21 protein-coding genes are annotated in these 23,003 nt (G+C 45.2%); 18 read left to right on the top strand and 3 right to left on the bottom strand.

Going from position 1 to position 23,003, the window contains the following annotated elements:
• Window positions 1-60: 60 nt before the first annotated feature.
• The 10 genes from ACZ5V1_RS12260 (at window position 61) to ACZ5V1_RS12215 (ending at window position 7,779) form a co-directional block, all read left to right on the top strand.
• On the top strand, window positions 61-606 hold the full coding sequence (locus ACZ5V1_RS12260; RefSeq protein ID WP_464389080.1) for a SiaB family protein kinase: 546 nt from the start codon (window positions 61-63) through the stop codon (window positions 604-606).
• Window positions 607-615: 9 nt separating this feature from the next.
• Entirely contained in the window at window positions 616-999 is a 384-nt protein-coding gene (locus ACZ5V1_RS12255; RefSeq protein WP_464389079.1) for a DUF1987 domain-containing protein, read from the top strand.
• 71 nt (window positions 1,000-1,070) lie between these two features.
• Window positions 1,071-1,736: an HD-GYP domain-containing protein gene (locus tag ACZ5V1_RS12250; RefSeq protein WP_464389078.1), complete on the top strand. Its 666-nt coding sequence runs from the start codon at window positions 1,071-1,073 to the stop codon at window positions 1,734-1,736.
• 47 nt (window positions 1,737-1,783) lie between these two features.
• The gene (locus ACZ5V1_RS12245; RefSeq protein ID WP_464389077.1) at window positions 1,784-2,965 is read left to right on the top strand and encodes a PP2C family protein-serine/threonine phosphatase; all 1,182 of its coding nucleotides are present in this window, start codon (window positions 1,784-1,786) and stop codon (window positions 2,963-2,965) included.
• Window positions 2,966-3,104: 139 nt separating this feature from the next.
• Window positions 3,105-4,115 carry a hypothetical protein gene (locus tag ACZ5V1_RS12240; RefSeq protein ID WP_464389076.1) on the top strand — a complete coding sequence of 337 codons (1,011 nt, stop codon included), beginning with the start codon at window positions 3,105-3,107 and terminating at the stop codon, window positions 4,113-4,115.
• 38 nt (window positions 4,116-4,153) lie between these two features.
• Entirely contained in the window at window positions 4,154-4,465 is a 312-nt protein-coding gene (locus tag ACZ5V1_RS12235) for an HMA2 domain-containing protein (RefSeq protein ID WP_464389075.1), read from the top strand.
• Window positions 4,466-4,595: 130 nt separating this feature from the next.
• Window positions 4,596-4,850 carry a hypothetical protein gene (locus ACZ5V1_RS12230; protein ID WP_464389074.1) on the top strand — a complete coding sequence of 85 codons (255 nt, stop codon included), beginning with the start codon at window positions 4,596-4,598 and terminating at the stop codon, window positions 4,848-4,850.
• 145 nt (window positions 4,851-4,995) lie between these two features.
• On the top strand, window positions 4,996-5,202 hold the full coding sequence (locus ACZ5V1_RS12225) for a hypothetical protein (RefSeq protein WP_373794389.1): 207 nt from the start codon (window positions 4,996-4,998) through the stop codon (window positions 5,200-5,202).
• Entirely contained in the window at window positions 5,202-5,564 is a 363-nt protein-coding gene (locus ACZ5V1_RS12220) for a hypothetical protein (protein WP_464389073.1), read from the top strand. The genes ACZ5V1_RS12225 and ACZ5V1_RS12220 overlap by 1 nt, the downstream gene beginning before the upstream one ends.
• A 79-nt stretch (window positions 5,565-5,643) precedes the next feature.
• A complete protein-coding gene (locus ACZ5V1_RS12215; RefSeq protein WP_464389072.1) occupies window positions 5,644-7,779 on the top strand; it encodes a heavy metal translocating P-type ATPase in 2,136 nt (711 codons plus the stop codon).
• A gap of 49 nt (window positions 7,780-7,828) precedes the next feature.
• Here the strand turns inward: ACZ5V1_RS12215 and ACZ5V1_RS12210 are convergent, their stop codons facing one another.
• Together ACZ5V1_RS12210 and ACZ5V1_RS12205 are read right to left on the bottom strand one after the other, a co-directional pair.
• Window positions 7,829-8,263: an HMA2 domain-containing protein gene (locus ACZ5V1_RS12210; RefSeq protein ID WP_464389071.1), complete on the bottom strand. Its 435-nt coding sequence runs from the start codon at window positions 8,261-8,263 to the stop codon at window positions 7,829-7,831.
• Window positions 8,264-8,642: 379 nt separating this feature from the next.
• The gene (locus ACZ5V1_RS12205; RefSeq protein ID WP_464389070.1) at window positions 8,643-10,412 is read right to left on the bottom strand and encodes a SulP family inorganic anion transporter; all 1,770 of its coding nucleotides are present in this window, start codon (window positions 10,410-10,412) and stop codon (window positions 8,643-8,645) included.
• A gap of 569 nt (window positions 10,413-10,981) precedes the next feature.
• Here ACZ5V1_RS12205 and ACZ5V1_RS12200 point away from each other — a divergent pair.
• Window positions 10,982-12,064 carry a class I SAM-dependent methyltransferase gene (locus ACZ5V1_RS12200; protein ID WP_464389069.1) on the top strand — a complete coding sequence of 361 codons (1,083 nt, stop codon included), beginning with the start codon at window positions 10,982-10,984 and terminating at the stop codon, window positions 12,062-12,064.
• A 274-nt stretch (window positions 12,065-12,338) separates the two neighbouring features.
• Here ACZ5V1_RS12200 and ACZ5V1_RS12195 read toward each other — a convergent pair whose 3' ends face one another.
• A complete protein-coding gene (locus tag ACZ5V1_RS12195; RefSeq protein WP_464389068.1) occupies window positions 12,339-13,229 on the bottom strand; it encodes a prepilin peptidase in 891 nt (296 codons plus the stop codon).
• Window positions 13,230-13,341: 112 nt separating this feature from the next.
• Here ACZ5V1_RS12195 and ACZ5V1_RS12190 point away from each other — a divergent pair, with 112 nt between their 5' ends.
• The 7 genes from ACZ5V1_RS12190 to ACZ5V1_RS12160 all read left to right on the top strand — a co-directional run bounded on the left by ACZ5V1_RS12190 (window position 13,342) and on the right by ACZ5V1_RS12160 (window position 22,974).
• On the top strand, window positions 13,342-14,088 hold the full coding sequence (locus ACZ5V1_RS12190) for a sulfite exporter TauE/SafE family protein (protein ID WP_464389067.1): 747 nt from the start codon (window positions 13,342-13,344) through the stop codon (window positions 14,086-14,088).
• Window positions 14,089-14,430: 342 nt separating this feature from the next.
• Window positions 14,431-15,543, top strand: a complete 1,113-nt coding sequence (locus ACZ5V1_RS12185) for an acyltransferase family protein (protein WP_464389066.1) — start codon at window positions 14,431-14,433, stop codon at window positions 15,541-15,543.
• Window positions 15,544-15,564: 21 nt separating this feature from the next.
• Window positions 15,565-16,446 (top strand): DMT family transporter, encoded by an 882-nt coding sequence (locus ACZ5V1_RS12180; RefSeq protein ID WP_464389065.1) that lies wholly within the window; start codon window positions 15,565-15,567, stop codon window positions 16,444-16,446.
• A 398-nt stretch (window positions 16,447-16,844) separates the two neighbouring features.
• The gene (gene dhaK, locus ACZ5V1_RS12175; protein WP_464389064.1) at window positions 16,845-17,954 is read left to right on the top strand and encodes a dihydroxyacetone kinase subunit DhaK; all 1,110 of its coding nucleotides are present in this window, start codon (window positions 16,845-16,847) and stop codon (window positions 17,952-17,954) included.
• Window positions 17,944-18,573, top strand: a complete 630-nt coding sequence (dhaL, locus tag ACZ5V1_RS12170) for a dihydroxyacetone kinase subunit DhaL (RefSeq protein ID WP_464389063.1) — start codon at window positions 17,944-17,946, stop codon at window positions 18,571-18,573. The genes dhaK and dhaL overlap by 11 nt, the downstream gene beginning before the upstream one ends.
• Window positions 18,574-18,577: 4 nt before the next feature.
• Window positions 18,578-21,070, top strand: a complete 2,493-nt coding sequence (gene ptsP, locus ACZ5V1_RS12165) for a phosphoenolpyruvate--protein phosphotransferase (RefSeq protein ID WP_464389062.1) — start codon at window positions 18,578-18,580, stop codon at window positions 21,068-21,070.
• Between the two features lie 449 nt (window positions 21,071-21,519).
• Window positions 21,520-22,974, top strand: a complete 1,455-nt coding sequence (locus ACZ5V1_RS12160; protein WP_464389061.1) for an amino acid permease — start codon at window positions 21,520-21,522, stop codon at window positions 22,972-22,974.
• Window positions 22,975-23,003: the final 29 nt, after the last annotated feature.

Genomic DNA, 23,003 nt, shown 5'->3' with positions numbered 1-23,003 from the left:
TGACTAATAAACGAGATGGCAGAGGGCGTAATGGTCACATGCGGCATTGAGAGGGAACAGATGGATTTCGAACACCAGAGACAGCAGTTCGAGCGGGATGAAGGTGTCATTTTTTATTTTAATGGGCCGGTTTCCCAGAGCGTTGTGGAAGGGATTGGCGATGCGGTTCGGGCTAAAATGCGCCACGATGCTGTGGGGATTGGCGTCACACAAAAAGTTTTCACCATTCTTATCGAGCAGATGCAGAACATTGTACGGTATTCCACTGATAGGTTGATGGAAGATGAATTCGGTGCAGAGGCAGCTCGAGGGCAGGTTATTATCGGGCAGAATGGTGATGGTTCATACTTTATTTCAAGTGGTAATAGAATCCGCAGTGAAGATGCCACTGATTTGTATAAGCGTATAGAGAACGTCAGGTATATGTCTCCTGATGAGCTGAAGGTGCTCTATAAGGAGCAGCGTCGAAAGGCAAAAAGCGGTTCAGAAAAAGGAGCCGGACTCGGTTTGATTGAAATGGCTCGCAAATCTGGAAAGCCGCTTGATTTTGCCATAGAGCCGCTGGATGAAGAGACATCTTTTTTTTCAATGAAGGTAACAGCATAGGTCGTTCTGATGGAAGAATTTATTGTTGTTGAGACAAAGTCCTCACCACGGATAACGTTTAATCCTATGACGCATTGTCATGAGATTACCGGTGAATCGTATCCTGAAAATTGTTCAAAATTTTATGGCCCCATGTTCGAGTGGCTGGAAACATATTTGGGTAATGTCAGCAGTGTCAGGCTCGAGCTCTCAATAGATATTTTGTACTTTAATAGCTCCAGCTCAAAAGTATTTATGGATTTGTTTGATCTTCTCGATGATGCCGCGTCGTTAAACACGGATGTTGTTGTTAATTGGCGCTACCATGAGGACAACGAACTGGCTCTGGAATGCGGTGAAGAGTTTATGGAAGATGTTCAAAACATACATTTCAATCTGGTGAGCTATCAGTAGACGGGGTGTCTTTTGTCTTTGCATTTACGCCACGCTTTGTGCGGTGACCTATGACAATTATGGATGTTCCCATGGCAATAGGTGCTCTAGCTCAACGTGAAGACAACCGAGTGCAGCGCGAAGTGCTCCGCTCGCTTCATTTGTTTGCAGAATCTTTGGGTAATGCCATTGATGCGAAAGATCATTGCACCTGTCTCCATTCAGAGGAAGTCGCTATTATTGCGCAGGCAATAGGAATACAGCTGGAACTTCCGTCAATGGAAACTCGATTGCTACATATTGCAGGTCACTTGCACGATATCGGAAAGATAGGGATTCCTGATTCTATTTTAAAAAAAGACAGTGGCCTCACTGATGAAGAGTATCAGGAAATTAAGCTTCACCCGCAATTGGGTGCGGAGATAGTTACGCCAGTCATGGGGGCGGTGGGCAATGGCGAAATAGTCAAAGTCATCCTGCATCACCATGAGCGTTTTGATGGCAAAGGATATCCGGATGGAATTAGTGGATTCGATATTCCTCTAGGTGCGCGGATTATTGCCGTGGCTGATAGTCTTTCAGCCATGCTTCAAAACAGACCGTATCGTGACGCTATGGAATATGGAGATGCTGTTGAAGAGATAATCCGATGTGCAGGAACGCAATTTGATCCTGTGATTGTTGCAGCCTTTGTGGAGATTAAGGACGGTGTGCACGACCTTATTCAGTCCATTCGTGGCGTCGGCGTTGCTGTGTGACATCAGTGACAAGCCATACGCAGTTTATGAGCAGAGAGGGGGAGAAGATGACTGTGTTGAGAAAAATTATGGATGCCATCGCGTGGTCTACAATTAACGTCAAAATGACCAGCTTGCTATTACTGCTGATTGTGGGAATACCCTTGTGTATTCTCATCATGGGGGAAGAGCTTGGTCGAATAGACTTATACAATACTCTCGGAACGTGGGCGATTTTGGGGTTGATCGCTACGTGGCCTCTTTCACGAGTGTTATCGTACTTGATTGCGTTGCGTCCTATTCAGGAGTTGAACGGGCTTTGCGTGGGAATGCAGAACGGAAATTTTACACCTTTTGAAGAGTGTCCGCCCGAACCTTCCAATCAGGACGAATTACAAAAGTTGCGGCATAATTTGTTCTGGATGGGGCATGTGATTGGGCGTCGGCAGTGCGAGCTGCAAACAACAACGAATAAGTTGGAAGAAGCCCAACGGCAAAATAGAAGCTCTTTGGATTATGCAGAGGTAATTCAAAAAGCATTTTTACCTCCAGCTGACGGGTTTACTGACCTGTTCAGCGATTTTTTTTTGCTGTGGGAACAACGTGACGGTGTTGGCGGTGATGCATACTGGCGTAAAAAAACTGCGAACGGTTTTTTTGTGGCGGTTATTGATTGTACCGGACATGGGGTTCCCGGTGCTTTTATGACACTGATTGTTCATTCCTTGCTAGATCGAATAGATATTCAGGCATATGAAAAAAATCCTGCAGATGTCCTTTCGGCAATGAATGTTGCTATTAAAAAGGCATTTCATTCGGACACAAAAAATGAGCGTCCAGATGATGGCATGGATTGCACCCTGTTGTATGTGGATAACAAAGGAAATTCTATGGTTTTTGCGGGGGCACGTAACTACCTGTTTGTACGTCGACCTGACGGCAGTATCGAAGATTACAAGGGCGATAGAAAAGGTGTGGGGAATGAGCATACGCCAAAGGATGCTGTTTTTACGAACCATGAAATCGCTATAGAAACCGGTACACGAATCTATATGCTCACGGACGGGCTCATTGACCAGATAGGAGAAGAGCGACGGTTGCCGTTTGGTCGAAAATTATTCCGCAATTTTATCGCGCAAGATTATGCCAGCTTTGAAGAACAGCGAGAGCAACTTCGGTTACTTTTTATCAGGTATCAAGGAACAGAAAAAAGGCGGGACGATTTACTTGTTCTGGGAGCGGAGTTGTAATTTTATTTTGCAAAGCGGTGTGGTGTCACCTGCTGCGATGCTTGATTTTGTGTTTTGTTGGCAAAAAATAGTATATGGTAGGGAATCATACCTGCGTAATGACATTTGACGCACTTTTTTAAACGACAAGGTGTTTTGCATGGTTAAAAATATTCTTCCAAAATCTCCTATTGCAGCAGCCGGAGTGGGCATTCTTGTGGGAGCTGGCATTGGCGGCATTAAGGGATGGTTAGGTGTCAGACGCGGCGACACAACACAAAAAGAAGCTGTTGCAGGAGCTATTAAACAGGGATTGATGTTTGGTGGTATTGCAGCTGTTTCTACCCTTGCTTCTGGGAGCAAAGGCGGCGGTGCCGGACTGGCGACAATGGCAGTTATGGGTTTAAGTCGCGGGAGCAATGCGTTACCTGCGATGCTTATGGGCATGACTGGTGGTCGTGGCGGTGGCGGTGGAATGGGTGCCGGAGGTCTGGGCTCAGGCAGCATGGATTTTAGCAGTATGATTAAAACGGGCGGCGGCCAAGGTGCTCAGGGCGGTCGTTCTGGACAGAGAGGACAAGGCGGTTCTTCCGGAAAAGGTCGACAAGCTGGTAACAATCAGCAGAAAACTCAGTCAGAAGAGCGTAAAGATATGTCAGGCACACAGTCTTCCGGTTCAATTTTGGACACGATTTCAAACGCTGTTGCTGACATGATCATTCCGGACGCTAAAACAGATACAGGCCAAATTGCGCAGGGCGTTCCTGAGCCTGAAGTATTTCAAGCTGAAGTGTCAAAGAAAGCAGAACCGACTGTGGAATCCGTTGCGATGGAGTTAGAAGGTTGTGCTGAAGGAATGCGCGAAGACAGCACGACTCTGCTAAACCATAAAGGTCAGGCAGACCAAAAAGATCAGGTAGTCCAGAACGGACATAAAGATCAGGCAGACCAGAACAGCCTGGCTGAGCGAACAAATCTGGCAGGCCAAAGAGATCAGACAGATCAAATAGATCCGGAAGACCAAACAGACCTGATAGACCCAATAGATAAGGCAGAGCAAACAAATTTAGCAGGTCAAACAGATCCGGAAAATCTGATAGATGCAGAAGATTCTCGTGCTAAAAAATTAGAATCAAAAGAGCCAAAGCAGGGCAAGCAACAAAAGCCGTAGCCTGCTAGGTATGCAGCATACAGTTTTATGGAGAATTTATGGATTTTACTACTGTAGCAAAATTGCGGAAATATTTGTCGGTGAAACATCACCTTCCGGGTAGAATTCGTATCGCATTCGACAAATCAATTATCACAGATCCGGAAGCACTTGCGCTTGTAAAATCACCACCGAAAATGCCGGACGCAGTAAAAAAGACCAGCCTGAATATTTTTTCTAAATCAATTGTTATTGAATACGACGCAAACCGCATTCCACCGCAGATGCTTGAGGATTTGATAAATGCACCTTCAGATGAAGTTGCGAGTGGTATTGTGGAAAAGTTGTATACTCTTTTATATGAAAGTTAAATAATGACAGTAATAACAGGCCCCTGCTTTGTGTGCAAAGCAGGGGCTTTTTTTATATGTAAATAAGTTGTTGACGATGATAATCGTTTTCACTACAACGTGAGTATGAAATGCATGGAGGGACACACTGATGGATAGAAATATTCAAGAAAGAGCAAAACGGTTTGCAGCGCAGTGCGATACATTGTCGTTTGTAGAAAGCTCCTGCGCTTGTTCAGTTGGTGATGTTAAAAGACGCTCACGGAGCAGGGACTACGGTTTGCTGTTATCACTTTGTGGGGTGATGGTTTGCAATCAGTTGAACCTTGGTGTCGGTCAGGCTGTATGTCACGGCGTTATGAAGGTGTGCATGAATAATATGACGCATCAAGTATACGACAACTAGTCATACAATAACTAGGCAATACTTCGTAGTCGTTGGTGTCCCTTTATATGAATACATATTTTTAGGTAGAGATCTTTTTGTCATAAGGTCTTTGCGATACAATCTATCGCAAAGGCTTTTTTTTATCCATATGGAGGCACTTAGCATGAAGGACATTTCAGAAAAATTGTTGTTAGTGGCGGCCGGCGCGGCTTTAGGGGCTGTCGGCTATCTTGCATGGAAAAACAGGGACGAGCTTCACGAGTTACTTGATGTAGCTCTTGATAAGGGAAAAGAGCTCATGGAGCAGCAAGTGGAAGATTTAGGAGATCTAGCTCCTGAGTCAACAGTTGCAGAAGAAGGAGGTAACTAATGGCGGTGAATAGATTAGCATACTTTTTTGCAGGTGCAGTGCTTGGTGCCGCAGGGCTGGCAGTGGTCAAAAGCGGTAAAGGGCAGCAGCTTGTTTCCGGTATGATTCATGGTGGCTGTGGGCTAACAGAAAACGTTCTTGCCCGTGTGGAAACCGTTAAAGAAGATATCGAAGATTACATGGCAGAGATCAAATACAAGGCTGAGCAAGGAAAAGAAGCCGCTTCTGGTGCAAATAAGCCAGAAGAACCTGCCGCTCAGTCTAAATCTGCGCCAAAGAGAAAGCCGAATGTTGAGACGGACGAAGAGTTCGATGAAGAGGCGGAACTCCAAGGGGAAGATCCACGACAATTCTTTCGATAAGAGGACTCAGTAATTTTTCTATTCGCACGGAATATTGTGTGAGTTGTGGTGCATACGCACAACGAGTGGCGGAGAATACATGACGGTTATACGAAGTTTTCCGGGGCGTATCCGGTTCTCGGCGCAATCTCCTGCTGCTGTCCAGCTATTACAGCAGCAGGCGGAAGTTGCGCTCGATCAGATTAAGACACACATAGCAGTAGAATATAATCCTCGCACAAAGCGTGGTTTGTTGACGTTTGAAAAAAATGCTGACCTTACAACCCTGCTTGTGGATGTAGTTGAAGGTATGGCGCAGAAGCTTGCGTCGGCCAACATTCTTACAGAAGCAGAGGGAGCATCAGGCAGCCTTGTGCCTGCAGAAGCACAGGTTCCCCAAGCTGGGAACGATGTGGAGAATCCTGTCTGGATTATCTCCCAAAAAGTTATGAATCATTACATGGCACGCATGTTCATGCCTGCCACATTCCGTCCTTATTGGACTGCGTTTAAAGTGGCTCCACTTATGTGGGCAGGTTTACAGTCACTGCGTCAGCGTAAGCTGGATGTAAATGTGCTGGATGCAGCCGCTGTCGGCGCTGCTCTTGCCATGCGTGACTTTAATACCGCAGGTACAATTAACCTGCTGCTCGACATCAGTGAAACTCTTGAAGAGTGGACAAAAGAAAAATCCCGCAGTGACATTGCAGCTTTGTTTAGTGGTGACAAGAAACCGGTATGGGTGATGCGCAATGACGAGCCTGTTTCTGTTTCTCCAGATGACCTTGTCGTGGGTGATCTTGTGGTTGTGCGTTCAGGCGCACGAATACCTATTGATGGTGTTGTTGCTGAGGGCACAGCCCTTGTGAATCAGGCATCAATGACTGGTGAACCACTTGCGGTTGAAAAGAGCATGGATAGCGAAGTGTACGCAGGAACCGTCGTGGAGGAAGGGCGTATTATTGTATACGCCGAATCCGTCGGTAATGAGACACGCTTTGCCAAGATTGCTCAAATTCTGACAGAATCTGATGATCGTAAAGCAGACATTCATAGTCAGGCTGTAAAAATGGCAGATAAGATTGTGCCATTTTCCTTTATCCTTTCAGGACTTGTTTTTGTTGTGACTCGCAACATGACGCAGGCTGCAGCTGTTTTGCTTGCGGATTACTCTTGTGCAATTAAGCTTGCGACTCCGCTTGCGGTTCGTTCTGCAATGCTTGAAGCGGCACATAACGGGGCGGTCATTAAGGGTGGAAAGTATCTGGAGCACTTGTCCAAACTGGATGCAATTGTTCTGGATAAAACAGGAACCCTCACAGAAGCGCGTCCGGAAGTTGTGAAAGTCTGTGCCGTTAACGGTTTTACTGAAGAGTTTGTATTGCAGCAGGCTGCATGCATGGAAGAGCACTTCCCGCATCCGGTTGCCGATGCCATTGTGCGTAAGGCGGACGAGGCGGGGTTAGTGCATTCGGAAGATCATGCAGAGGTTGAGTACATTCTGGCGCACGGTATTGCGACCTCCTTGGACGGTCATCGTACCGTTTTGGGCAGTAAGCATTTTGTGCATGAAGATGAAGGCATTTCGTTTGAAAATGCAGATGATGTGATTGCTGAGTGCTCCGGCGCAGGGCTTTCTTTGCTGTACTTTGCGTGTGGCGGAGAACTTGCCGGTGTTTTTGCGATTAAAGATCCAGTCAGGGACGATGCGAATCAGTTTATTCGAAAGCTTGAACGTAGAGATGTGGAACGCATTATTATGCTGACAGGCGACGGAGAAGAGACTGCTGCATCGGTTGCGACGGATTTGCAGATTGAAGAATACTATTCTCAGGCATTGCCGGATGAGAAGACAGCGTTAATCAAGAATCTTCAGGCTCAGGGGTATACTGTAGCCATGGTGGGTGACGGTATTAACGATTCCGCAGCACTGACCACTGCTGACGTAGGTGTTTCAATGAAGCACGGTGCGGACATTGCCCGCGAAGCGTGTGATATTATGCTTACAGGCGAGCGGTTGGATAGTTTGACGGATGCTATAGATATCTCAAAAAGTGCAATGCAGCGGATCAGGCGCAACTTTATGTTTATTGTTGCAAGTAACACTTTGTTTATTGGACTCGGTGTTTCGGGCGTAATTACGCCAGCCTTGATGGCGTTGCTGCATAACTCCGGTACGGTTTTAACATGTGTACACTCAATGAGACCAATGTTGTCAGAACGCGATCACGCGTAACTTTCATTTAATTTAAAAAAAACATGCGGCGTTAATGCCGCATGTTTTTTTAATTAAATAGAGTACGTTTGTTTTGATAGATATGTGTTGCAATCAGAGAAAGCCAGACCATTCCAGCAATCGCGTGTTTATCTTCAGAGACTGTTAGTAGTGCCAGTGCAGTAATACCGACAGCCATCATTCCTCTTTTTACAACTCGTCTTCCCTTTCTGCCTGTAATTGTGCGATTAAAGCTGGTTAGCTTGTTTCGTACTTGTTCAGGGTCCAGACCAACACAACGGGCAATTGTTGAGAACAATTGCTCTGCTTGAACTTTACCTTGATCAAAAAGTACAAGTAAGCTTCCTACCCGTTTGTTTACGGCAACTTCTGCTACGCCTTTGGTTTTTGACAACGCATCTTTTACGGCATTTGCCCGTTCTTCAAGTTTAAGTGACTCGCATCTAAAGCGAAAACGTGCATGGTGTTCTGTTGTTGTGCTCATAATGGTGCCTCCTTGTGCTGTCTTTAGACTACGCGGAATTATTTTGTCTCAAAGTATATTTAATAGCGCGCTAGTGAAAGTCTTTTATGCTGTATTGGAGAAGGTGTGCTACTTCACAAATATTTTTTGTTGCTGGTATGTTACTACAGCAAGCAGTCGGCATTTTGTTTTTGACATAAGTTCGCAATGCGGTGCGGGAAATCCATACTGTGAGCGCGTGTGATGCAGGCTGATTTTGTGTATGGGATTTTGCAATAGGCTTTCGGCGGCGTGCATAGGGCATGAAAAAGGCAGGAACAAATGTCCTGCCTCTTCAATAGCTTGCTTTTACGTCTTGAACCGGACGAACGTATCGTAACTGCCGGGCGGTGCTGTTACATTACTGTTCGTCTAATGCGAGGGTGTTGCCAGCGCATTCGTCAAAAATGCGAGCCTTACAGGTTTTACATTTTTCAGTGTTGACGGAAGCAGCAAGTTTTTTAATCGCAACTCGTTTGTTTGCGAAAATATGGTCAGTACCAAACCGTTGTAGGACACCGGCTCTGTTCAGCATTCCCCTAACCTCAGGGTTCAGGGAAGATAGGTACATTTCACAGCCTTTTTCGCGGAAAGCGTCTCGTTCTGCAGAGAACATTTCGCAGCCCGCAATATCGATGAATGTTACAGCCTTAAGTATCACAAGAAGTTTCGTCTGGGTAGGACATTCATCAATTTCTTTGTGCAAACTTTCAATAATGTTGTTGGTTGCACCAAAGAAGATTTCTCCACGTAAGCGCACAATCTTGATTTGAGGACATTCGAGGTCCTTTTCACTTGTTACTTCAACGATAGATGAAATTCCAGCCTCGTCCCGATGGACAGTGACGGAAGCAAGTTCTGGATGCGATGTTTTGTTAATGTACAAAAGAAGTGAAAGCACTACGCCAACATAGATTGCAAATTCAAGGTGCAGAAAAAGTGTTGCAAGCAGCGTTACAATCATAACGCCAAATTCCTGCCGACTTGTTTTCATGATGCCTTTGATGTGATGAAAATCAATCAGTTTAAATGCAACAATCATGAGCACTCCTGCCATTGCAGGAATCGGGAGATATGCAGTTATCGGCGCGATAAGCAGTAAGATACCGGCGAGAAAACATGCAGCAAAGACTGCGGCAGCAGGGGTGCGGGCTCCCGCGGTGTAGTTTACACCAGTACGGGTGAATGAGCCGGATGCAGCGTAGCAGGAAAAAAAGCTACCTATGACGTTGGAAAGTCCCTGCCCGACAAATTCCTGATTGGTATCGATATGCTGTCTGGATTGCATGGCGACTGAGCGTGCAATGGATACAGCTTCTGTCAGTCCAAGAATGGCTATGGCAAGCGCGCTGGAGCCGAGTTGTTGAACGGTACTTGCGGATAACTGCGGGATCACAAATTGTGGAAGCTGTGAAGGCAGTGCTCCAACGAGTTTGATTCCTGCATCTGCCCCGCCGAACATAGCAGCTGCAATGCCACCGGAGATAAGCGCGACAAGCATACCGGGAAGTTTTGGAGCGAGTTTTTGAAATACCACTGAAATTATCAGGGCGAGAAGCGCGATGATAAGAGCAGGAGTGCTTATTTCACCTAGATTGTTGAGAAGATACGGAACTTTTTCATAAAATGTAGAGCCGGAAGGAAATGCTACACCTGTAAAGTTACCAAGTTGGCTGAACCCAATAAGTACAGCAGCTCCGGCGGTGAATCCTACAACAACTGAATGCGAAACAAAGTTGACCAGTGTCCCCAGTTTTACCAGTCCGAAAAGTAACTGGATGAGACCTGTGAGCAGGGTAAGTGAAAAAGCGGCACCAATGTATTCTTCAGAAAAAGGTGTGTAAAATTGACTCAAATTTTCATAGATAACGAGAGAAATAGCGGTAGTCGGGCCGGATATAAGATGTTTTGAAGATCCGAAAAGTCCGGCAACTATTGCGGGCACAATTGCAGAGTACAATCCAAATTCTGGAGGAAGCCCAGCAATTGCAGCAAATGCGACCCCCTGAGGAAGCACAATAATGGCTCCACTTAATCCCGCATTTAAGTCCAGTTTAAACGTCTCCTTAGAGAAATTCTGTAACCAGCTGAGAAACGGAAAGAGTCTTATGTATGCTGAGGCTGTTGTCACCGATGAATCCTTTTGAAACAATTATTACTGGATATAGAAACTGTTATGACAAGTGTGTCATCTATCTCCATATCAATAGAGTGTAAGAAGAGTATGTGCTGAGAATGGAACGCTTAATTAGTGGTTGTGCGAATGAAAAGCATACGTAAAAGTTTTCATTGTGCAATTGAGTTGAGCAGTAAAGTGTCGTTGTGCAGTAGACAATTTAAGCACGACCTTCTTACTACATGTATATATGTAAATAGCTGTTCAAACTATTTCATAATTCTTATCGTCTTCATGAGAAAAATTGAGGTCGGATGGGATATCTATTTTTATTCTGTAAATGTGGTGTGTTGAGTAAGCAGGTTAGAGGTGATAACGAAATGCTTTGCGCGCACAATAGTAATATACCCCTTCATATTGCGGTGTGTTTTTAAAAAAATTGAAACGTGCATATCCAACACATCTTTCTTGGGTTCTCTAGTACCTGCACTGTCCAGCGTCTCATGATCTGTGCAACAGGACTTTGTCATCAGGTTTGATGTGTAATCAGATTTCCCCCAAGTAATTCACGAGGAGAGGCCGGAATGGAAACTTCAGCTGAAAAGACAGAACAGTTTAGTCAGAAACTGTGTGATATACTGAACTATGGTGCACTGAATACGGCTATGGGAATTGGGTATGCTTCCGGTGCGTTCGAAGCATTGGCGACCTTTGATGAACCAGCTCTATGTGAAACCATTGCCTTGCAAGGCGGACTTGATGATCGTTACTTGCAGGAATGGCTGGGAGTAATGGTTACCGGCGGTATTGTCGAGGTAATAGAAGAGGATGGAGAAGAGCTTTATTTTCTACCCAAAGAGCATGTCCCGCTTCTTACCCGTAGCGGTGGCAACGCCAACCTCGGCGTGTATACGCAGGAGATTCCGTTACTGACCAAGTGCGGGCTCAACGAAATTGTTTCTGGAATGGAAACAGGTGAAGGCGTTGGCTATGAGCAGTATCAACCCTTTTATGCATTCATGGAAGAGCTTGCTAACGCCAAGCATGAGCAGGTTTTGGTAGATACGTTTCTCCCTTCTGTGCAGAACGGTGCAATTGTGGAACGACTGAAGCAGGGAATTCGTGTCTGCGATATCGGCTGTGCGGATGGCCTTGTGTTGCATCTCATGGCGAAAGAGTATCCTAATTCAACATTTATGGGTTTTGATATAGCAGAGGCAAGTGTTCAAAAAGCACAGGAACGTGCAGAAGTGCTGGGGCTGAAGAATGTTCAGTTTATGGTACAGGATGCCGGTACTGAGGCCGTCGAAGCCGAGCAGTTTGATTACATAATGGCTTTTGATTCAATCCACGATCAAACCCGACCCTTTGAAGCATTAAAGAATATTCAAATGATGTTGAAACAGGGCGGAGTTTTTTCAATGGTGGATATTGCTGCAAGTTCTTCTATCGCGCAGAATAAAGATCACCCAATGGGAGCATTTCTTTATACCGTGAGCTTGATGCATTGTATGCCGGTAGGGCTGGTGGATAATGGCATGGGGCTTGGAATGATGTGGGGTAAAGAACAAGCGTTGGCGCTGTGTTCCGTAGCTGGATTTAGTTCTACTGAAGTGCACGATATTCCAGGGGATGGTTTTAATAGCCATTACTTGTGTCATAAATAATAAAACAGGCCGTAGACATACCGGATGCAGGTGTGTCTTCGGCCTTTGAATACCCGACAAAGGGTATTCAAGAGCAACGAAAAAGATAGAGGTGCAAAAAATCTTCTTCGCTGCTGATTGGTATAGATGTAACTGAATGAAATTTTTATGATATGAACTTGTTTGTTACCATAGAGTGTTTGGTGAATATAGGGGCTAGGCATAGGGAATATGTTTAAAACTACTAAAAGATGTAAGAAGGGCTGATGAAATATTATTTCATCAGCCCTTCTTTTTAGCGGATAAATGAGGCTATCTGATCACCGTACAGATATGTGATGAGCGCTCCGGAAGCGAGGAAGGGGCCAAAGGGAATGTATACTCTCGACATTCCAGCTTTTCCACGCGTTGAAATGATGCAGAAAATAAGTGCAAGAACGCTCGCCAGAAAAATGAAAATGGAAAGATGTCCTATTCCTGTGAGTGCTCCGAGCATTAACATAAATTTAACATCACCAAGCCCCATGCCATTAATCTTACGAATCAATTTGTATAGTGCCGAAACTGCCCAAAGCGCGAATGCGCCGATACCCGCTCCGAGTAGTGATTGCATAAAATCTACGTGAAGTATTCCGGCGTAACTTGCTACCAGAACAATCGCTGCTCCAGAGTATGTAAGAATATCCGGCAGGAGAAATGTTCGCAGATCAATGGCTGAGGCAACAATGCATATGCCGCCGATAGCCAGAAGTACTACCCATTCAGCGTATGTTGTTGCGTGAGTTGCTGCCAATACGGCCCAGAACATAGAGGTTAATTCTATTAATGGATAAAAGATTGGAATACGCGCCTTGCAGAGAGAGCAGCGCCCTTTTTGTATGAGAAAACTTATGAGTGGAATGTTTTCGAGGACAGTCAGTTGATGGTCGCACTGTGGACAAAAGGATCGCGACGGTTTGAAAATAGTGTTGTCTGTTCCGTAGCGACTGACGCAAACAGAATAGAAGCTGCCGAGAACAAGGCCGAAAAGTGCTGCAAAAATAAGATACATATCCATCCCGGAATGTATGGGTTTTTTGAATAGCGCACGTGGTGTGCGTTTTGAATAATAATTCGTATAGCTGCTGGTTACATAGAATGCAGATGGAAGCTTGTCCAAGTATTTGGAGAGGTGTTTTTGTGTCATAGGCTCAGCCTATGACAATGCACATAAATAAGTATTTAACATTTACTCCGTTTTAGCCCACATTGCCGTCAGTCATTAACTGTCCGGCTGGTGTCGGGCAACGGAGTATATAATGGAACATTTGCTTTTTGTAGCATTGTGTTGGGGTGTTGGTGGATTCATCAACGGTATTGCGGGATTCGGTGCCGCACTTATTGCCATGCCCCTTATTACGACCATGGTTCCGCTGCGTCTTGCAGTGCCCAGTTGTACGATTCTAGGCGTCATTCTATGTCTTCAGATGGCATGGACGTATCGTAAGAGTCTTGATTTTCAGCGGCTGAAGCCGATCTACATTGGTACTGTTCCAGGTGCGATTGTAGGTATCACAATGATGCAGGAATTTCCGGCGCATTACCTGAAGTTAGGTATGGGCATCTTTCTGTTTATCTATGCGATCTGGGGCTTATTTTTTGAAGGCAAAAGCCAAAAAGTAGTTCATAAAGGATGGGGTGTTGTGGCTGGGTTCTGTTCCACTGCAATCAGCTCATCCATCGGAATGGGCGGCCCGCCGACAATCGTCTACACCTCTCTTGCGGGCTGGGCAAAAGATACCGTTAAAGCCGGTATTGCCAGCTATTTTATTGTCTCCGGTATTCTTGTAATTTCATTGCAGACGTATGCTGGAATCCAGACCCAAGAGACGGTAACGCTTTTTGCTGCTGCGGCACCGGCTGTTATGATTGGAGCACGGTTAGGTGTGATGGCATCTACTAAAATTGGTGAATTTACGTACCGAAAAGTACTTTTTGGAATGCTTGCTGTGATGGCGTGCATTATTTTGAAAAGTGCTGTTACACAATTTGCTGCGCTTGCATAAGAATTCTATTTCCTAACGCATCACCTTGTTTCATTTTTCAAAATGAAGAAGTGGATGAAGAGAGATACTGTCCCCTGTAATTGGTGAGAGTTGATTTTCTGTGTAGTACAAAGATTGTTTTATTTCCGTGCTCTGCATTTTCAAAAGCAGAGCACGGTTTTTTTTTGTGAAACAATAAAATGCAGTTTTTGTATCTAATTTGCTTAAAACATTAAATAATTTTTTAAAAACTACTTGATATGGCAGGCGATATTTTTTTATATGACATGGGGAAATAAGGTAGATTTCTTTTTCCTGATTGGAAGAGTGCACACGGAAGGACATAGAACTGAGGAGATCGGCATGGCGAAACATCGTTTATATTTTTTAGATAACCTACGAACTTCAATCATTTTTCTCGTAGTTTTGTTGCATGTGTCTCTTTGCTACATGCTGTATGCTCCGAGTTGGTGGTATGTAATCAATCCGATTTCCAGTATCTTTTTTACACTTCTTGTTGTGCTGATTGATGTTCCGATTATGCCTGCCATGTTTTTTATTGCTGGGTATTTTGCCATACCGTCATTGCAACGGCATGGTGCAACAGAGTTTTTACGACAAAAGACTTGGCGAATATTTGTACCGTGGGTGCTGGGCATACTTTTGCTGGCACCACCGACAGCTTTTATGATTCCTTTTACGCGCAATCTTCCTGTAGAAATTTTTTCTTTTTGGACGGAAGCATTCTGGGCTGAAGCGTTTCAACATTCAGTATACTGGTTTCTTGCTTTGCTCTTCTGGATGTTTGTTGCGCTGACTTTTTTATGCAAATGTATTCCGGCGTTGCGCACGTTAACCCAAACTCCAGCGATAGCACCGCTATGGTTTTTTCCTGTGTTTGTAGCGGCATCAGCAGCTTGTTTCTTCACAGTTATTCAGTTTTTGCCTCTGGATTACTGGTTTGTCAGTTACTTCCTTTCATTCCAGCCTGAACGAATTTTTCAGCATGTTTTGTATTTCAGCCTTGGTATTTGGGCTTGGAAATACGGTTGGTTTACTGAAGGTGGATATTGCCCCCGCAAGCGCACATGGTTGCCGATTCTTGCGATCACTATGGCTGTATATCTTCTGGTCAAAATGGGATTTGCCACGTCCCCTGAGCCGCTGTTGAATAAACAATTTATTCTAGCCTGCTCCTTTGCGACGTATTGTATCGCATCGCTTATGGGTTGGAGTGCGCTATTTAGTACGTGGGTCAGCGGTCGTGGACGTTTTTGGCGTTCTGCAGCGAAGAATTCTTACGGAATTTATTTTTTACACGCCTTAGTCGTTTATTGGTTAGCGTATGGTTTAATTACGGTAACGTGGTCAATTTACATAAAAGCAGCAGTAGTATTTTTTATTACCACAGCATTTTGTTGGGTAATTACCTCCGGCGTGTTGCGAAAAGCACCATTGTTGAGGCGTATGTTTTAATATTTTAGGGAGAAAACAGACATGATGGTGTACGGAAAACTAATCCTAACCGCATTCTTGTGGGGTGGAACATTCGTCGCAGGTAGACTGCTGTCGGATGGAATGGGAGCCTTTTCCGCCGCATTTTTGCGGTTCTTAACAGCATCAATCTGTATGATGTGGATTATGCGCTACCGTGCAGGTGGCTTGCCGAAGCTGGATAGGAAAGGTTGGATTGGTGTCTGTTTGTTAGGTGCAACTGGTGTATTCGCATATAACGCACTCTTTTTTACAGGCTTGCAGACAGTGACAGCGGGTAGAGCGGCTGTCATTATCTCTTTGAATCCAATAATGATTACATTACTGGCAGCAGCTTTTTTTAGCGAAAAACTTTCTGCTCGTAAGGGACTAGGTATTTGTCTTTCTGTGACTGGTGCAACCATAGCTATTTCGCGCGGTGATCCCATTTCACTCTTTACAGGAGGACTCACCAGTGGCGACCTTGCAATCTTTGGTTGTGTTGCAAGTTGGGTCACGTATTCCTTGCTTGGAAAGCGAATGATGGGGTTTTTAACGCCTCATGCCGCGATCACTTATTCCTGCATCACAGGTACAATCATGTTGCTGCCGTTTGCCCTGTACGAAGGGATGATGAGTGATTTCTCCGGCTATACGGTGAATCATTTTATTTGTATCGCATACCTCGGGATACTCGGCACAGTTATCGGGTTTACGTGGTTTTATGAAGCTATTAACACCATCGGGGCATCGCGCTCTGCCGTGTTTATTAATTTTGTTCCCGTAGCAGCTATCCTTTGTGGTTGGTTTTTCCTTGGTGAACCACTTTCGATGTCGCTTCTTGTTGGTGTCTCTCTCGTTGTTTCAGGTGTTTATCTGACCAACTCCGCACCTCAAAAAGCATAAAAATTTTTCATATTCTCCTAACTTCTTTATTGGTGAAATCTCACTTTAGGGCGATTCCACCATACTTCATTTTTCAATTAACAAATGGGCTGTCCTTCATACGAAGGGCAGCCCATTTTTATTTTGTGCAAGGTAATGGGATTAAGCCGCGAGGTGATCTTAAAAAAAGAAAGAGCTCGTAGTTAAAAGTTTTAGGAGATTCTTAAGAAGCCCTTTTTTAAAAGGGTTCTTAAGCCGCCGGAGGCAAAAAAGAAAAAAGAAAAAAGAAAAAGAAAGCCACAGCCAACAAGCTTCCTAAAAAAACAGGTGCAGATAATCCACGATTTTGCGCACCCGTTCGTGGTAGGATTGATGGTTGTTACTTGAAAGCAGTGAGCTAACGACTTCGGAGATGATAGATGAAAAAGTTAATTAATGATCCGGAAAACGCTGTGGATGAACAGTTGCAGGGGCTGGCTGCCGCACATCCTGAACTTCATTTGAATGTGAACCCTCGATACGTGTGTAGAAAAAATATTCCTGATGGGAAAGTCGCGATTGTTTCCGGCGGCGGCAGCGGTCATGCTCCGTTACATTGTGGGTATGTGGGATATGGAATGCTTGATGGCGCATGTCCGGGGGAGGTCTTTACATCACCGACACCTGATCAAATTTATGAATGCGCGAAGAAAGTGCACCGCGGCGCTGGAGTGTTGTTTCTGGTAAAAAATTATACGGGCGATGTGCTCAATTTTGAGACTGCTGCTGAGCTTTGCTCGATGGACGGAATACAGGTTCAATGCATTTTGATTGATGACGATGTGGCTGTAAAAGGCGGCGGGCATACTGCTGGCAGGCGCGGGGTTGGCGTGACTGTGTTTGCGGAAAAGATTGGTGGCGCTGCTGCTCAGGCAGGATACAATCTTGAAGAATGCGCTGACTTGTGCCGCCGTGTGAACGTTAACGGGCGTTCTATGGGGGTTGCTTTGAGTTCGTGTATTGTTCCGGAAATAGGGGCTCCGACATTTCTTTTAGATCATGACGAAGTTGAAATAGGTATTGGTATCCATGGCGAACCGGGGGTGGAGCGTATCCCTATGGCGCCTGTGGATGAGCTGGTGGAAATACTGGTTGAGCATATTTTTTCAGATCCTGAATATGTACGCGTTGTCCGTGAGATGAACTTAGCTTCAGGACTGTGGGAAGAAGTGCAGCTTGTAAGCGAACCCTTTACAGACAGTGATGAATTTATTGTTTTGGTGAATGGTATGGGCGGAACACCGTTGGGCGAATTGTATGGGGTGTATCGAAAACTTGCTTCCATGTGTGACAAGCGCGGAGTGCGTATTAAACGGAATTTGGTCGGAACATATATTTCATCATTGGAAATGCAGGGGTGCTCTATCAGCATGCTTCGGGCTGATGATGAAATGGTGAAATTTTGGGACGCACGGGTTGTTACCCCCGGGTTCTGTACTCCGGAATGCACCAGTGAAATAGCAGCAGATGAGGAAAAGAATGCTGACTAACGTGACGGCCTTACTCTGGTTCGAAAAAGCAGCTCATTATATGGCTGAAAATAAGAACGAACTGCATATGCTTGATGCTGCCATTGGGGACGGTGACCACGGAATTAATATGGATAGAGGGTTTAGCGCTCTTGTTCGGGACATTCCGGAAATTGAACATTTGTGTTTGGGCGAAATACTCAGACGCGCAGGTATGGTGTTACTTTCCAATATTGGCGGCGCAAGTGGACCTTTGTACGGCACCTTGTTTTTGAAGGGCGCAGCAACCGTTGGCGATTCTGAGGCGCTTGATGCGGCAGGGCTTCTGGCGTTTTTTGATGTAGGAGTTGCAGGGCTGGTCATGCGCGGTAGAACGGAGGAGAACGAGAAAACCATGTATGATGTGTGGGCTCCGGTGCTACGCGAATATAAAAAATGTTTAGAAGCGGGAATGGGTTTAGATAAAATTTTAGAGGGTTGCGTAAAAGCGGCAGAATTAGGGATGAAGGCGACCATTCCAATGCTGGCATTAAAGGGGCGGGCAAGTTATCTTGGAGAACGGAGTATCGGGCATCAGGACCCGGGAGCAACTTCATCGTATTATCTTATTACTGCATTGTACGAGAGTATAAGAGAGTAAATATATGGTTGGTATTGTTTTAGTTTCTCACAGTATCCTTTTGGTAGAAGGGATTCAGGCCATCATCAGTCAGATGACACAAGATGTGCTTCCTGTGGTTGTGGCTGCTGGAACGGGTGATGACGAGAATCCCATAGGCACAAATCCCATCAGAATTCTCCATGCTATCAAAGAAGCAGAGCAAGGGGACGGTGTTATTGTGCTCATGGACTTTGGCAGTGCTTTGATCAGCGCAGAAACTGCCTTCGATCTTTTATCAGAAAAAGAACAACATAATGTTTTTTTAAGCCCTGCACCATTTGTGGAAGGGGCTTTGGCTGCGACTGTTCAAGCGTCCTTGGGGGCTGGGGTTACAACCATACTTGAGGAAGTAGGAGCAATTAACCGCACAAAAGCAAAGCGCCTTGGTGTGGAAGACGTTGGGCTTTATGCTGCGACAAGAAATACTGACATTCCGCCGTCAAGAGATAGGAGCGAAGAAATTTCATTAATAGTCCCGAATCAGCTTGGACTGCACGCACGTCCAGCTGCCCGTGTTGCAGGGACGCTTGGCGGGTATATTGCGGATGTCTGGCTTATACGAGGAGCTGACAGCGCCAATGCTCGTTCATTGAACCAGATGACAATGCTGACTGTACAGAAGGGTGAAAGTATTCAATTCCGCGCAGTCGGGGCAGATGCAAAAGACGCTCTTTCTGCTTTACTGGCGCTTGCCAGTGAGAACTTTGGTGATGTGGATAAACCTGATTTTCGCTTACAGGGAAAAAATATGTTGGAAGGTGGTATTGCGGCGGCACCGGGAAGTGCCCTCGGACCTATTGTCTGGTATCGCCCTGAATTTCCGAAAATTGAACGAAAGATAGTTGCGGATGCTGAAAACCAAATGGTGCGTCTGGCAGAAGCCATTGCAATGGCGCGTATTGAGCTGTCTGAACTGGAACATATGACTTCCGGTAATGTGGACTCGGCCGAGGAAGCTGAATTTTTTGCGTTGCATAGTATGCTGCTGGATGACCCGTACATTACGTGTTCAGCGCATGATTTTATTACAAAGTCGAGATACAATGCAGAGTCCGCATGGGCGGAAACAATAGAAAAGACCATGGAGCGCTACCGCACTTTGCAGAATGAATATGTTCGCGGCAGAGCCGCGGATGTGCTTGATGTTGGTACTCGTGTCCTTAGGGCATTAACAGAAGAAGAATTTCGTGGCCCTCAGTTAGACGAACCGGCGATTCTTGTCGCAACTGATCTTGGGCCTTCAGATATGGTTAATCTGGATAAGAATAAAGTGCTGGGAATTGTTACACAGGAAGGCGGTGCAACGTCTCACGTTGCTGTTTTTGCTCGTGCTTTAAAAATTCCTGCTGTTGCCGGAGTTAAAACCTTAATTCGCCCACTGCTGGACGGGGATATCATCGGTCTTAACGGCTCAACAGGAGAAGTTTGGATTTCTCCTGATTCCAGACAGCGTAGAGCTTTGGAAATGTTGCGTGCTCAGTGGGATGATCACTTGCGGGATGTTCGATCTAAAGCAGGAGAACCTGCTGTAACCCGTGACGGTAAGAGCGTACGAGTAGAGGTGAATGTTAAATCGGCAGAGAGCATAGCGGATGCAATGCAGGCTGGCGCAGACGGTATTGGAATTTTGCGCACAGAGTATTTGTATTTAAATAGAGACAGCGAGCCTTCTGAGGAAGAACAGTATACCGCGTATTCAACAGCAGCCGCTTTGCTGAATGGTGAACCACTTGTTATTTCTACGGCAGACTTAGGTGGGGAAAATATTTTGCCATATCTGGAAAAAACATCAACAGAGCGAAATGTTTGCTTCGATAAACGCGGTGTACGGTTCAGTCTCGCGCATAGGAACCTGTTCTTGTTGCAGATTAAGGCGCTTCTCAGAACTGCGGCAGAATATCCTATAAAAATTTTGCTACCAATGGTCTCTCAACTTACAGAACTTCGCGAAGTGTACGGTGTAATAAATGAAGCGCGTGCAATGTTGAAAAAAGCTTCTATTCCCTGTGTGGCAAATGTTGAAGTCGGCGTTGTTATCGAGGTTCCGTCATCAGTTTTTCTGGCGGATCAGTTGGCGCGCGAGGCAGATTTCTTTGTATTGGGAGGGGATGATCTGGCACGCTATGTCATGGTGTATGATACTAAAAATTCTGTGCTGGGAACAGAATACACCGAACTGCATCCTGCCATATTGCGAATTGTACGTGATATCATCCGAATTGCGCATGAAGCAGATATCCCAGTGAGTGTGGGCGGAGATATAACCAGCAACTTGCAGGCAGTATTTGTTCTTGTTGGTCTGGGGATAGACTCCCTTGCAGTATCCGCAGCATCTCTTGAGCAAACCAAGGATTTAATCCGAACAATTGTGACATCTGAAGCCAAAGAGCTTGCTTTGGAAGCTATGGAATTACCAGATGCTAATAGCGTGAAGAGTCTTATCGCTATGCATTGTTGCACGCTTTACGAAATCTGATGTAGTATCGGGAACATCTTTCAAACAATTAGATGAAGACGCCATGTATTCTATTTATTCCACATAGAAAAAACCCACTTGCTGCCAGGTGGGTTTTTCTGTCTTGTTTGTCTCTAAAGTGCGTGGGGTACGTTCCGGATTTTTTTAGGGATGAATTACACTTAATTTAAAAGAATTCATCTCTGGGAGGTACCGTCGCCGGGTTAGTGCGACTGTGACCGGAACAACGCTAAGACATTCACTGCGATTATCTTTCATAGCTTATGAGTTATCTCCAGACAAATTAACTGCATCACTGTTTGGCACTAAATTGTTGCAATAAAGTCACATGCTTATTGATTGGTTAATCAAGTTGTTATTTGAAAATCAAAATATATTTACTAGGTTGCGATAAATCATTTCTTTGTAATGGGCTGTGTTGCTGAATAGTACAGATATAGTTGAAAAAAATGTCACAGCATACAGCGAGGAACATGATGGCAGAGCGAGAAAAGAAGCTGGGCTTGGTTGGGCTGATAGCCATTGTAGTGAGTGCCATGATTGGCGGAGGGATCTATAACTTACCGTCAAATATGTCTGAAGGGGCAGCAGCCGGTGCTGTAATGCTGGCTTGGGTGCTTACAGGGCTTGGTATGTATTTTCTTGCTACTTCGTTTCGCGCGTTATCGGATGCTCGGCCGGATCTTGATTCCGGTATTTATGCTTATGCACGTGAAGGGTTCGGCGACTTTGTCGGGTTCGAAATGGCATGGGGATACTGGCTGAGTGCAGTATTTGGTAACGTTGGCTATGCGGTCCTTACTATGGATGCTGTTGCCTACTTTTTTCCACCGGAGATGGTTAGTGCGCAGCTTCAAGCATTCATCGGTGGTTCTTTTCTTATCTGGAGCATGTGCATTATTTGCTTGTTCGGTGTTTCCGCAGCAAACGTGCTTAATATTATTACAACGGTCGCCAAGTTGCTGCCGTTGCTGTTGTTTGTGGGAATAGTCGCAATCTTCTTTTCTGCAGAACATTTTACGCTGGATTTTTGGGGAAACGCCTCCGCAGGGCTGGGTGGTTTAGGCAAACAGCTTAAAAGTACAATGCTTGTTACACTCTGGGCATTTATCGGTATTGAAGGTGCTGTTGTTGTTTCAGGCAGAGCAAAAAATGCTGACGACGTTGGCAGGGCCACTATTTTGAGTCTACTCCTATGTCTCTGTCTGTACGTACTAATTTCCCTTCTTCCGTATGGATTTTTAACGCAGGCAGAACTTGCGAAGCTTCCAAATCCTTCCGCTGCATATGTCTTGGAAAAATTAGTGGGCACATGGGGAGCATCCCTCATCAACCTTGGTGTAATAATCGCATTGTTAGGTAGCTGGTTGTCGTGGACGATTATGGTGGCGGAAGTGCCGCACGTTGCCGCCAAAGACGGTGTTTTTCCAAAGATATTTGCGAAAGAAAATCGACACGAATCTCCATATTTTTCTCTTCTGATAACAAGTGCTTGTATGCAGCTGACCATGCTTGTTGTGCTTTTCGCTAACAATGCATGGTTGTTCCTGTTGGATATTACAGGCGTCATGATTCTTTATCCATATTTTGTAAGCGCGGTGTACTTGGGTAAACTCTGTATGGCTGGAGAATATCCGAAAGACCAACCTGTTTCTAAAGGGATGGCGCTATTTGCAGGCGGGTTTGCCGCAGTCTATGCGTTGTGGCTTTTGTACGCTGCGACGCCTAAATTTTTGTTGCTCTCCAGCATTTTCTTTGCCTCAGGATTATTTGTTTTCTGGAAAGCAAAACGAGAGCAGGGGCATGTTGCCCTGTTTGTTGGGTGGGAGAAAGCAGGTGCGATTTTTGTGGTGGGGATAGCAATAATCGCGGCAGTGTTCTTTGGTAGCGGGTACGGTAAATAATGGGTGCAAACAGTAGTAAGGAGCAGTGC

It is taken from the genome of Halodesulfovibrio oceani subsp. galateae (assembly GCF_055397225.1).
Note: the sequence above shows the minus strand (reverse complement) of the source record. Positions and strands in the feature narration are given on the sequence as shown.